The 12,209-nt window shown below is 64.9% G+C and carries 9 protein-coding genes; all 9 read right to left on the bottom strand.

The window, feature by feature from the left end; all coding sequences use genetic code 11:
- Positions 1–15: 15 nt before the first annotated feature.
- Positions 16–831: a carbohydrate ABC transporter permease gene (locus ABIC32_RS14970; protein ID WP_354074718.1), complete on the bottom strand. Its 816-nt coding sequence runs from the start codon at positions 829–831 to the stop codon at positions 16–18.
- Positions 828–1,772 carry a carbohydrate ABC transporter permease gene (locus ABIC32_RS14965; protein ID WP_354074717.1) on the bottom strand — a complete coding sequence of 315 codons (945 nt, stop codon included), beginning with the start codon at positions 1,770–1,772 and terminating at the stop codon, positions 828–830. The genes ABIC32_RS14970 and ABIC32_RS14965 overlap by 4 nt, the downstream gene beginning before the upstream one ends.
- Positions 1,769–3,037, bottom strand: coding sequence for a sugar ABC transporter substrate-binding protein (locus tag ABIC32_RS14960; RefSeq protein WP_354074716.1), 1,269 nt, complete (start codon positions 3,035–3,037; stop codon positions 1,769–1,771). Before ABIC32_RS14960 ends, ABIC32_RS14965 begins: the two co-directional genes overlap by 4 nt.
- Complete coding sequence (locus ABIC32_RS14955; RefSeq protein WP_354074715.1) at positions 3,034–4,500, bottom strand: glucoamylase family protein; 1,467 nt, start codon at positions 4,498–4,500, stop codon at positions 3,034–3,036. The genes ABIC32_RS14960 and ABIC32_RS14955 overlap by 4 nt, the downstream gene beginning before the upstream one ends.
- Before the next feature lie 75 nt (positions 4,501–4,575).
- Positions 4,576–7,596, bottom strand: a complete 3,021-nt coding sequence (locus tag ABIC32_RS14950; RefSeq protein WP_354074714.1) for a TonB-dependent receptor — start codon at positions 7,594–7,596, stop codon at positions 4,576–4,578.
- A gap of 49 nt (positions 7,597–7,645) precedes the next feature.
- The gene (locus ABIC32_RS14945) at positions 7,646–8,716 is read right to left on the bottom strand and encodes a LacI family DNA-binding transcriptional regulator (RefSeq protein WP_354074713.1); all 1,071 of its coding nucleotides are present in this window, start codon (positions 8,714–8,716) and stop codon (positions 7,646–7,648) included.
- 354 nt (positions 8,717–9,070) lie between these two features.
- On the bottom strand, positions 9,071–9,973 hold the full coding sequence (gene mmsB / locus ABIC32_RS14940; protein ID WP_354074712.1) for a 3-hydroxyisobutyrate dehydrogenase: 903 nt from the start codon (positions 9,971–9,973) through the stop codon (positions 9,071–9,073).
- 52 nt (positions 9,974–10,025) lie between these two features.
- Positions 10,026–11,075, bottom strand: a complete 1,050-nt coding sequence (locus ABIC32_RS14935) for an enoyl-CoA hydratase/isomerase family protein (RefSeq protein WP_354074711.1) — start codon at positions 11,073–11,075, stop codon at positions 10,026–10,028.
- Positions 11,072–12,208 carry an isobutyryl-CoA dehydrogenase gene (locus ABIC32_RS14930; RefSeq protein ID WP_354074710.1) on the bottom strand — a complete coding sequence of 379 codons (1,137 nt, stop codon included), beginning with the start codon at positions 12,206–12,208 and terminating at the stop codon, positions 11,072–11,074. The genes ABIC32_RS14935 and ABIC32_RS14930 overlap by 4 nt, the downstream gene beginning before the upstream one ends.
- Position 12,209 lies beyond the last annotated feature (1 nt).

Here is a 12,209-nt window from a genome sequence, read left to right as displayed (position 1 = left end):
CGCTCGCAGTTCTGGTCAGCCCTTCACGCTGCCCGCGAGCATGCCGCGGATGTAGTAGCGTTGCAGGGCGAGGAAGAGGATCAGCACGGGCGCGACCGTGACGACGGCGCCGGCCATCATCAGTTCGATGTCCTGCACATGCTCGCGCGACAGGGCCGCGAGCGCCACCGGCAGGGTGTAGTTCGACTGGTCCGTCAGGATGATCAGGGGCCACAGGAAGTCGTTCCAACTGCCCAGGAAGACGAACAGGCCCAGGGTCACGATGATCGGCTGCAAGGTCGGCAGGACCACGCGGCGGAAGATCTGGCCCTCGCTAGCCCCGTCGATCCGGGCAGCTTCCAGCATCTCGTCTGGAATGCTCAGCGCATACTGGCGCACCAGGAACAGGCCGAAGATGGACGCCAGCCACGGCACCAGCGCCCCGGCATAGGTGTTCACCAGCCCCATCGATTTCAGCATCAGGAACAGCGGCAGAGTGCCGATCTGGGCCGGCACCACCAGGGCGGCGACCAGCAACTGGAACAGCCGCTCGCGCCCGGCAAATTTCAGCTTGGCGAAGGCGTAGCCTGCCGGGACGGTGAAACCGAGCGCGAGGATGGTCGCCAAGGTCGCCAAGGCGAAGCTGTTCCACAGATACCGCCCCATGCCCTGGTTCAGGAACAGATCGCGGTAATGCTCCAGCGTCCAGTGCGAGGGCAGCAGCGGCGGCGGGAAGACCGCCGCCTCGCCCGTCGCCATGAAGCTGACCGACACCATCCAGACCAGCGGGAACAGAACGATCAGAGCGATGAGGCCGACGGCCAGGTTGAGCAGGATGGCGCGAATTTTCATTGATACGCCCCCACCCGCTTGGCGACCGCCAGCTGGACCAGGGTGATCGCCAGGATGCAAAGGAACAGGACGAAGGCGACGGCGCTGGCGGAGCCCAGATTCCACCATTTGAAGCCCTCTTCGTACATGAAGTAGAGCACCGTCACCGTGCTCTGGGCCGGTCCGCCTTGGGTCATCACATAGGGTTCTGCGAACAGCTGGAAGAAGCTGGCGACCGAGATGATCGAAACCAGCAGCATGGTCGGCGCGATGGCCGGCAGGGTCACATGGCGGAACTGCTTCCACGGCCCGGCGCCGTCGATGCGCGCGGCTTCATAAAGGTCGTCCGGCACGGTCTGAAGCACCGCCAGGAAGATCAGCATATTGTAGCCGAAGATCTTCCAGACCACGAACATCAGGATGGCGGGGATCGAGGTCGACGGGTCGCCCAGCCAGTCCACGGCGGGCAGGCCGATACTCTCCAACCCCCAGTTGATGACGCCGTACCGCGTGTGCAGCAGATAGCGCCACACCACCGCCGTCGCGACCAGGGTCGTGACATAGGGGGCGAAGAACATCACCCGCCAGATCGGCCGCCACTTCACGACCCGCGCATTCAGGATCACCGCCGCCGCCAGGGACGCGGCGATGGACAGGGGCACGCCGAGGACCGCGAAGGTTAGGGTGTTCTTCATCGCCCCCCAGAACAGCGGGTTGGTCAGCAGCCGCTCATAGTTCTGCAGGCCGACGAAACGCAGATTGTCCAGGTTCGCCAGGGCGTAGATGTCGAAGTCGGTCAGGCTGAGCAGCAGGGCCGCGATCACCGGAATGGCGAAGAACAGGCCGATGGCGAGCATGGCCGGGGCGACGAAGGCCCAGGCCGCTCGCTCGCGCGCGCCGCGGCCGCGTGACGGCTCAATGCTGGACCCCGCCTTGGACAATGTCGGATCGGCGACGGTCATACGGCCCTGCCCTGTTCCATCATCCAGCGGCGTTTTTCCAGCAGGCGATCGGCGCGGCGGTCGATCTCGGCGGCGGCGGCCTCTGGCGTGTATTCGCCGCGCACCATCCGTTCGGCGACGATCTGCATCTCCGTGACGATCCGCTCCCATTCCGGCACCTTGGGCACGGCCTTGGCGCGCGCCAGTTGCCCTCGGAACGGCGCCAGCATCGGGTCGCGCTCCACGCCCGCGATGTCCCAGGCGCTCTGGCGTGCGGGCAGGTCGCCGACAATGGTGTTGAATCTGGCCTGCACCGCCGGCTCCGACAGATAGCGAACCAGGGCCCAGGCCGCGTCCTGATGCGGGGAGGATTTGAAGACCGCCAGACTGGACCCGCCCGGCGCCGAGGCGCCCAGGCCGTTCGGTCCCGGCACGCCCGCCGTGGCCCAGTTCGGCTGGAACGACGCGGGCAGCTTGCTGCGGAAATCGCCCACACTCCACGGGCCGGAGAAGTAGAAGCTGAAATAGCCCCTCGCGAACTCGGTCCAGACGTTGGAAATCTGCGTCGACGAGGCCAGCGGCGCCAACTGCTCGTCGAACAGGCTGCGGTAGAAGGCCAGGGCCGAGACGAAGCCGGGGTTGGAGAAGTTTCCGCGCGTATCCCGATCCCGCAGCAGCGGCTCATCGATCTGAAGCCCGAAGGTCAGAAGCTGCTCGAACTCGTTCAACGGCAGCAGAATGGCGTAGTTGTCGCCGCCCGCCACACGCTTGATCGCATGCATGGCCCGCTTCCATTCGGCCCAGTTTTCGGGCGGGGCGTCGAACCCTGCCCGCGCCAGTAAGTCCTTGCGATAGAACAACAGCCGCGTGTCGACATACCAGGGCGTGGTCATGGCGCGGTCGGCGATCTCGTTGGTCTCCAGCACCGCCGGAAACTGGTCGGTCAGCAGGTTGGCGGCTTCGGTCGGGGTCGGGGACAGGGCGCCGATGGCGGTAAGCTCCGCCACCCAGGTGTTGCCGATCTGGCTGACGTCCGGCAGCGAGGCCCCGGCATAGGCCGTCAGCAGCTTTTCGTGCGCCGCCGTCCACGGCAGCGGCTGGACCGAGACGCGGACGCCCGGATTGCGGCGCTCGAACTCGGGCATCAACTGCCCGACGGTCCCGCCTTCGTTGCCCATGGCCCAGAAGCGCAGCACGGTCTCACCGTCGCGACGCGGGGTGCAGGCCGCAGCCACCCCTCCCGCCATCAGGGCCAGAGCGCCGCGTCTATGGGCCGTCAAACTCATCCGTTCATCCAGCCGCCGGTGAAGCCCGCGATGTCGAGCGCCCGGCGGATATTGGGCTCGCCGCGCATGTAGCGCCAGATGAACTCGGACCTGTGGTTCTCGGTCATAATGACGATCGGCCCCTGGTCGATGCCCAGATAGTCGCCGTCCACCCAGCCCACGCCGTCCACGATCTTGCCGTGCTGCAGCGGCCCGTCGCGCGCCGTCAGGGTCGGGTTGAAGCTGTCGAGGAACCCCCACTCGGTATAGACGCCCGAGCCATAGCGCGCCTTCATCGCCTTGACGCAGGGCACGACGATTTCGGGTGCGAAGGCGATGGAGCTGGCCGCCGCGGTCGGCGCGATGGTGCCGTCGTCACGCTCGCCGGGCCCGCGCGCGCAATAGCTGAAGAACTCGCGTTCCTTGCCGTCGATGATCTGTTTGAAGTCGCCCGGCCCGTCACAGGCCGTCAGGCCCCAGACCTCGGACGAATAGCCCGCCCAGCCGCCCGGATTGTCATGGGCGTATTTCTGCTGCGCGTAGACGGCGCGGCGGCTGTTTTCGAAATAGTCGAGGTATTCGCCCAGTTGGGCAGACTGCCCGCGCATCCAGGCGTCCTGAATGCCGCGGAAGTCGATGAACATATGGCTGTACTGGTGCCCGAAGATGGGCGCGAAATTCAGGTGCCAGCTGCCCCAGCGATCGGTCCAGCTTTCGTCGTAGCTGGCCGCCCATTCGTGCCAGACATTGACCGACACCGGATGGGTCGGGCTGCCGATGGCCAGCAGCAGCACCAGCATGCCCTCGTTATAGACGTGCCAGTCGGAGGGAATGAAGCCGCTCTCGGGGTGCCAGCCCATGGTGATCCGGTTGTCGCGGATCACGGCCCACGGCCATTCGATCCGTTCATAGATGGCCTGGGCCTTCTGACGGATTTCCGCCTCGTCGGCATGACGGCCGTCGAAGTAGCGGGCGGCGAACAACATGCCGCCGATCAACAGCGCCGTGTCGACCGTGGACAGTTCGTTGGTCCGGTAACGAAGCCCCGTCTCCATATCCAGGAAGTGGTAGAAGAAGCCCTTGTACCCCGCTGTGCCGCTGGCCTCCGGGCCTTGCGGCAGGTCATGGAAGAAGCGCAGAGTCGTCAGCGTCCGCTCACGCGCCTCGGCACGGCTCATCCAGCCGCGCTCGACGCCCACCGGCCAGCAGGTCAGGGCGAAGCCGACCGCCGCCACCGAACAGAAGGACGGCGTCGGCCAGCGATCCGGCGTCAGACCGGTCTTGCGATCCGTGACCTTCTCGAACCACCGGAAGGTCCGCTCCTGAAGCTCCTCGATCTCCTGATCCAGCCGCATCGGCCGTCTCTGCGTCCCATTGATCGCCCCCGTCGCCGCCGCCTGCTGCGCCGCCGCCATCACCGGAATTCCAACGGCCAGAGCCGCCGCGCCTGTGGTGGTCCGCATCAGGAAGTTTCGACGATTCATGGGCACGCTCACTGGGTCTCAATCGAAAAAGAAAGGCCGCCTCGCGACAAGCACGAGGCGGCCCAGGCTCAGGATTTAGAAGGAGTAACGGGCGCCGATCTGGAACGTCCGCGTGGGGAACAGCACTGAACTCGGGCGGCCAAAGTTCGGGTTCGGGTTCGTCGCCGAACCCGTGCCGCCGTCAAAGCCATTGTAGTTCTTAAAGTTGAACACGTTGATGGCGTCCACATAGACCGACAGCTCACCAGCGCCCGGCACGTCGAAGTTCTTCGTCAAACGGAGATCGAGGTTCCGATAGGCGAAGGCGTTCGGCAGGAAGAACTGCTCCTTCTCCGGATAGGCGCCATAAGGGCGATAAACGAAGTTGGCGCCCCGTCCGTCAAACACATCAAAGGGCGTGCCGGAACCCAAGGTCAGAATGCCGGACAGCTGGAAATCGAGCGGCAGATCAACGATGCCGTTGGCCACGATACGATGACGTTCGTCGTTTGCCGACGAACGCATCGGCGAGCTTGCCACCGAGAAGCAGTCGAAGCAGAAGTTGTCATTGCCGCCGTTCTGTTCCGCCTTGGACAGCGTATAGGCGATGTTCACGCCCCAACCGGATTCACGCGTGTAGCCCTTGTCCAGCTTGACGTAGAGCGCCTTGAACGTCCGCTCCTTGTTGTGATCGGACACCAGATATGAGCGGTAGGGGTTCGTGCCGCCCGGGCCGCAGAAGCCGCCGTTGTCGCCGAAACCATTGCCGTCATTGCCGCGCGTTGGTTCGCGGCAGCGGTTCAAATACTGCCAGGTGAACTCGTTTTCGGTCTTGCCGTAAGCGAGGGTGAACTCGGTCTGCCAATCGCCGACCCTTTGACGTACACCCAGATTGAACTGATCCGTGCGGGGCGGTTCGAAGTCGTTCTTGAGCAGGAAGGCTTCACCTTTGGCCGGGATGTTGGCCAGGATGGCGTCAAGTCCAGCCGTGGTCTCGTAGGACGCATTCCACAGGATCGGATCCGCCGAGCTTCCGTCCGCCACGCCGGCCGGGCGCCCTGTAGTGGAGAAGAAGACGTTTTGCGTGAAGTCGAAAGGCTTGGCCAGTTCGTCGAAGGCGAAGTTGAACTGCACGCGATCATAATAACGACCGGCGCCGCCGAACAGAACTGTGCTGCGATCGCCGAAGACATCATACGAGAAGCCAATGCGAGGCTGGAAGGCCTTTTTGAACGGGTCACGATTGTCGCCGGTCGAGATATAGTCGTTGATGTTGAACCAGCTCGGCGCATAGCCGGCAGGCTTGCCGCCATCGTTGGAAGCGATCCACTGGTTGAGCCCTGCGACCACCGAAGCGGGCGTGACATACTTCTTGTTATCGGCGTTGGTCTCGTAGTCCCAGCGCAGACCCAAATTCAGTTCAAGCTTGTCCGTGATCTGCCAGTCGTCCTGCGCGTACAGGCCGATGACGGTGTTGGTCAGGTCAACCGTAGGGAATTCGTTGCCCAGTTGAACACGATACGGGACGGCGGCATTGCCGCTGGCTGTGCCGTTTAGGTCATAGAAGAACTCGGGATTACGGCCGAACTCCTTGACGACCTCATAGTCTTGGCGGCTGACCTTGGCGCCCAGCTTGATCGTGTGATTACCGTTGAACTGGATGTCGTTGAACGTCAGATCGTTGCGGATGGTCAGCGCGTTGTCGCTGATGTCCTGACGGCTGCCGGATCCACCAATGTTCAAGATGGAGACGCCGCCGAACGGATCATAGCCGTTTTCGAAGATGCGATAGCTCCGGCCGATCTGGTCGAAGTTCACAGCGGTCGGGTTGTAATTATAATTGCGGTAATCGACTGCCAACTCGTTCAGGAAGCCGTCGCCCTGCCATTGATAACGCAAATTGGCGCTCTTGGTCGTCTGCTGCAGACCGCTTGCGCGTTCGATGGAGTTTGCGCCGCCGACGCCCGTCACATCTGCTTCGTCTCGATAGGTGACGCTCAGATCAATGAGATGCCCCTCTGCCGGCTGGAAGCTCAGTTTGCCGAAGTAAAGGTCTTCCTCGAACGGCGTGGCGAAGGTGCCGATATATTGACCGAACTGACCGACATAGGCCGGGTTCTGACGGCCTAGCGTCACGGCAGCTGCGCGATTTTCTTGCTTGTGCTCATAGCTGCCGAAGAAGTGCAGCTTGTCTTGAATGATCGGCCCGCCCAGAGCGGCGCCGTATTGCTGAACTTCGAGCGCGGGCTTTTCACGGCCTGCCGCACGCGAAAACTCGTCTTGCTTGATGAAATCTTGGTCCCGATAAGTGCCGAAGATTTCGCCGTGGAACTCGTTGGTGCCGGAGCGCGTCACGGCCGTGATGATGGCTGACGAGGCCTGCTCGTATTCAGCCTTGAAGTTCTGGCTGACAACGCGGAATTCCTGGACGGCCGCCTGCGGGAACGGATTGCCGCGGCTGTCGTCCTGACCGACGATGCCCCCGGCGATAATGTTCGACTTCAGGCTGGCGCCGTCGATGAAGGCGTTGACGGATTCCGCCCGCTGACCACCGGCGGTGATCTGAACTTCGGACTCGTTGGTTCCGACCCGTACGCCCGGCGCCAGAGCCGCGAAGTTTAGGAAGTTGCGGTTGATCTGTGGCAGGGTTTGGATTTGCTGGGTCGTGACGTTGGTGGCGTTCTCAGGCGTGCGCACCTCGACCAAGCGACGCCCGGTCACGACGATGTCGCCCAGGTTGGCCGCATTGGCGTCAGCCGCGCCGGCCGCTGCGCCTGCCACGGCCAGATCCAGGTTGCCGACCTGGCCGACGCCGATGGAGACCGTGTCCGACGCCGTCTCATTTTCGGCCGTCGTCGCCGTGATCTCATAGGTGCCGGGACGCAGGCCCGACAGCGTATAGCCACCCTGCGCGTTCGCTGTGGTGCGGCTGGTGAAGCCGGAGGCGACGTTGCGGGCGACGATGGTGGCGCCGGCCTCGACCGTCGCGCCATCCGTCACACTGCCTCGGATCGTCGAGGTCGCGACCTGCGCCTGCGCGCCGCCCACCACCGCCATGCTGATGGCAAGCGCCGATGCGGCGGCCAAAGCGGCCTTACGCGTATTGAACTGGGTCATCCTGAGCTCTCCCCTCCTGATGGGATCGGTTTTCAGCAACATGGCTGGCCTACCCTTTGTTGAACCTGGCGGACGAGGCCGCCGCGGTGGACTGGCGTTCGACCAGGATCGGCCGAACGATTTCGCAAGCGGTGTCCGTGGCGTCGGCGGTCGCGCCGGCCTGGACCAGGCCGATCAGGCGTTCGACGCCCCTTCGGCCGATTTCCGCGATGTTGACGCGCATGGTGGTCAGCGCAGGCCGCATCAGGGCGGCGATAGGCACGTCATCGAAGCCGACGACGGCGATGTCTTCAGGACAGCGCACGCCAGCCTCCTGGAAGGCCAACAGGGCGCCGACGGCCATCATGTCATTGGCGGCGAAAACGGCGTCGGGCCGCTCTGTCATGGCCAGAAGCTGGGTCGCCGCGCGATGGCCCGAGGCCTGAGAGAAGTCGCCCTCGACGACGATCGGGTCATGGCCCTCGAGCGCCGCCGTGTATCCGGCCGCACGCGTGTCCGCCTCGATGTTGCCGGCGGCGCCGCGAATGTGAGCGATGCGCTTGCGGCCGGTGGACCGCAGATGCTGGACCGCGCCGACGGCGCCGCCATGGTTGTCGATCATGATGGACGCCCGGCCCGGCTCGGCCGCGCCGCCGTTCATCAGAAGGACTGGCATCCGACCGGCGAACTCTGACGACAGGTTCGCCGCGCCCAGGTGAGGCGACAGCACGATCATGCCGTCCACGCGCCCGCGCATCGAACGCACGGCCGCCAAGGTGTCCTCCGCGCCGTCATGCGAACTGGAGACGATCAGATGCTTGCCGTGGGCGCGGGCGGCCAGGTCCATGCCCCGTATCAGCTCGGAGAAGAACTCGCCGAACAGGTCGGGCAGGATGACGCCGATCGTGTCGTTCTTGCTGGTCGACAGGCTGCGGGCGCCGAAGTGCGGGACATAGCGAAGGTCCTCGACCGCATCGAGCACCCGCTGGCGCGTCGCGTCCGAGGTCACGGCCAAGCCGTTCAACACACGAGAGACAGAAGCCACCGACACATTGGCGCGTTCAGCCACGTCGCGCATGGTGGCGGCCTTGGCGAAGGGCTGGCCCTCCTGCCGTGCAGACGCAGCGCTAGGCGCGGCCATGTCCAATCGAACTCTCCCTGCTCCCTATCGTCCCGGCCCCTTTTCGAAGATCCGTCGATAAGCGATGTAAGCGGTTACATGACACAGGAGCAATGTGCGCCGCAAGCACCGTTCAGCCGCATTTCAGGCGATTTTCGATCTCTGCTAGAGCCGTGCCAACGGGCAACATGAGCTAAGTCGCTGCTTTGACTGCGCTATTCACAGGCTCATCGGTGGAGGAAACAAGGCGAACGCGGCAGGCGCGCGCCTTGGTCGCACCAACAGCCGACGATCCGCGTCGCGGCTGTGGCCTCATAAGAAAAGGCCCGCACCGCCGAAGCTGCACGGGCCGCAATCACAATGCGAAAGACGAATCTATGCCGCGTTAAGCTCTTCCAGCTTGCCGCGCAGCATCTGCAGCATGGCGGAGAAATCGCGGCCGCCGTGCCCGATCCCGTCGAACAGGGCGTAAAGCGCCTCGGCCTGTGCGCCCAACGGCGTCGAGGCGCCGGATTTCGCCGCTGCGTCCTGGGCCAGCTTGAGGTCCTTCAACATCATGGCCGTGGCGAACCCGCCCTGATAGTCGCGGTTGGACGGCGCGGTCGGCACCGGACCCGGCCAGGGATAGTAGCTGGTCACGCTCCAGCACTGACCCGACGACTTGGACGCGATCTCGAAGAACCGTTCGGGATCCAGACCCAGCTTTTCCGCCAAGGCGATGGCTTCGCAGGTGCCCAGCATGGAGATGCCGAGCAGCATGTTGTTGCAGATCTTGGCCGCCTGCCCCGCCCCATGATCGCCGGCGCGGATGGTGATGCGGCTCATGGGTTCCAGCGCCGCCTCGACGCGGGCGAAGTCGCCCTCGTCGCAGCCGACCATGAAGGCCAGCGTGCCCGCATCCGCCGCCGCTGTGCCGCCTGACACGGGCGCGTCGGCAAAAGCGTAGCCGGCCGATTTGGCAAGACCGGCGACCTTGCGCGCGGTCTCCACATCGATGGTCGAACAGTCGAGCAGCAGGGCGGTCGATGGCGCCGCGCCGATGATCTGTTCGGAATAGACCTTATGCACATGCGGCCCGGCCGGCAGCATGGTGATGACCACCTCGGCGTCCTTGACCGCCTCGGCGACCGATCCGGCCGCAACGCATCCCGCCGACGCGGCCCGCTCCAGCGCCTGCGCCGACAGGTCGAAGGCGGCGACCGCATGGCCCGCCTTGGCCTGGTTCGCGGCCATGCCGCCGCCCATATTACCCAGGCCGATGAAGGCGATCTTGGTCATGGTGTCTCTCCCTTTTTATCGTCCGCTCATCCCCGCGAAAGCGGGGACGTGATCAGGCCAGCGGCGTCCATTTTTCATTGTCCGGCAGCGGCGCGAACAACGCATCCAGCGTCTCGTCGGTAACGCCCGACAGGTCCGCCGGGGACCATTTCGGCGCATTGTCCTTGTCCACGATCACGGCCCGCACGCCTTCCTGGAAGTCGTGGGTGCGCACGACGCGGCCGCCCAGGGCGTATTCCATCGCCATATTGTCGGCGAAGCTGTTCAGCGTTTCGCCCATGCGGATCTGGCGCAGCGAGACCTTCAGCGACTGTGGCGACTTGGTCTTCAGGGTTTCCAGCTGCTGCAGCGCCCAGTCCGAGCCGTCCGCCTCAAGCGCCTGGAAAATCTTCTCAACCGTGTCGAAGGCGAACAGCCGGTCGATGGCCTCGCGGTGGGCCGACAGCGGCGCAGGCCCCGCGTCCCCGGCGTGGCGCGCCACCACCGACGACGGATCGGCGGCCTCGCCCATCAGATCGGCCTTCAGCGCGGAGACGCGATCCGCGGGCACGAAGTGCGTGTGGATGCCCAGGGCCACCGTATCCGCCGCCTTCAGCCGCGCGCCTGTCAGCGCCAGCCAGACGCCGGTCTGGCCCGGCAGGCGCGGCAGGAACCAGCCGCCGCCAACGTCGGGGAACAGGCCGATCCCGGTCTCGGGCATGGCGTAGGTGGTGCGCTCGGTCGCCACACGAATGTCGGCCGGCTCGGAAATGCCGACCCCGCCGCCCATGACGATGCCGTCCACGATGGCGATGATCGGCTTCGGATAGTCGAACATCAGGTGGTTCAACCGGTACTCGGCCAGGAAGAAGGCCTTGGCCTCCGACGCATCGCCCGCACCGCTTTCGGCGATCATGCGAATGTCGCCGCCCGCGCAAAAACCCCGCTCGCCGGCGTGGTCTATAAGTATGGAGGAGACGGAGGGATTCGAACGCCAGGCCAGCAGCGCCTCCGTCATCGCCTCGCACATCGCCCGGTTCAGCGCATGGATCGCCTTGGGTCGGTTCAGAGTGATGCGACCGACGCCATTTTCAATCCGGGTGACGACCTCGGCGTCGCTCACTTGGTCATCTCCCGCGCGATGATCACCCGCATGATCTCGTTGGTGCCTTCAAGGATGCGGTGGACCCGCAGGTCGCGCACGATCCGTTCCAGCGGATAGTCCTTCAGATAGCCATAGCCGCCGTGCAGTTGCAGGGCCTCGTCGGCGATCTGGAAACAGGCGTCCGTGGCCAGACGCTTGGCCATGGCGCACCATTTGGTCTTTTCGGGATGATCGGTGTCGATGGCCCAGGCGCCGCGCAGCACCATCAGACGCGCCGCCTCCAGGTCCGTGGCCATGTCCGCCAGCCGGAACTGCAGCGCCTGGAACGCGCCGATCGGGCGGCCGAACTGTTTGCGGGTGGCGACGTAATCCTGCGCCGTCTCCAGCGCCAGCCGCGCCCCGCCCAGCGAACAGGCGGCTATGTTCAGGCGCCCGCCGTCCAGACCCGCCATGGCGTAGCGGAACCCCGCCCCCTCTTCGCCCAGCAGGTTGGCGACCGGCACGCGACAGTCGTCGAACTGGACAATGGCGGTCGGCTGGGCGTTCCAGCCCATCTTCTTTTCCTGCGCGCCGAACGACAGGCCGGGCGTGCCCGCCTCGACCACGATCGCGCTGACGCCCTTCGGACCCTCGCCGCCCGTACGGACCATGACGACATAGACGTCCGACGTGCCAGCGCCGGAGATGAAGGCCTTGGAGCCGTTCAGCACATAGTGGTCGCCGTCGCGCACGGCCGTGGTCCGCAGCGCCGCCGCATCCGACCCCGAGCCCGGCTCGGTCAGGCAGTAGGAGGCGATCTTCTCCATCCCGACCAGCGACGGCACGAACCGGCCGCGCAGATCGTCCGACCCGAACCGATCGATCATCCACGTCGCCATATTGTGGATCGAGATGAAGGCCGCCGTCGCCACGTCGCCGCGCGACAGCTCTTCGAAAATCACGGCCGCCTCGACCCGGCCCAGGGCCATGCCGCCGTGCTCCTCAGCCGTATAGATGCCGCAGAAGCCCATTTCGGCAGCCTGTTTCATCACAGCGACGGGGAAATGCTTGTCCTCGTCCCAGCGCGCCGAATGCGGCGCCAGCTCGGCCTCGGCGAAGGCGCGGGCGGCGTCCTGAATGGCGCGCTGATCGTCGTTGAGAGCGAAATCCATC

It is taken from the genome of Brevundimonas sp. 1080, from assembly GCF_040545985.1.
Classification (GTDB): Bacteria; Pseudomonadota; Alphaproteobacteria; order Caulobacterales; family Caulobacteraceae; genus Brevundimonas.
The sequence above is the reverse complement of the archived record's forward strand: the minus strand, read 5'-3'. Positions and strand labels throughout refer to the sequence as shown.

Bases quoted from the DNA above. Each gene is read 5' to 3' on its own strand.
- ABIC32_RS14960 (WP_354074716.1), bottom strand. From the start codon at position 3,037: ATGAGTTTGACGGCCCATAGACGCGGCGCTCTGGCCCTGATGGCGGGA.
- mmsB (WP_354074712.1), bottom strand. From the start codon at position 9,973: ATGACCAAGATCGCCTTCATCGGCCTGGGTAATATGGGCGGCGGCATG.
- ABIC32_RS14950 (WP_354074714.1), bottom strand. From the start codon at position 7,596: ATGACCCAGTTCAATACGCGTAAGGCCGCTTTGGCCGCCGCATCGGCG.
- ABIC32_RS14955 (WP_354074715.1), bottom strand. From the start codon at position 4,500: ATGAATCGTCGAAACTTCCTGATGCGGACCACCACAGGCGCGGCGGCT.
- ABIC32_RS14945 (WP_354074713.1), bottom strand. From the start codon at position 8,716: ATGGCCGCGCCTAGCGCTGCGTCTGCACGGCAGGAGGGCCAGCCCTTC.
- ABIC32_RS14930 (WP_354074710.1), bottom strand. From the start codon at position 12,208: ATGGATTTCGCTCTCAACGACGATCAGCGCGCCATTCAGGACGCCGCC.
- ABIC32_RS14970 (WP_354074718.1), bottom strand. From the start codon at position 831: ATGAAAATTCGCGCCATCCTGCTCAACCTGGCCGTCGGCCTCATCGCT.
- ABIC32_RS14965 (WP_354074717.1), bottom strand. From the start codon at position 1,772: ATGACCGTCGCCGATCCGACATTGTCCAAGGCGGGGTCCAGCATTGAG.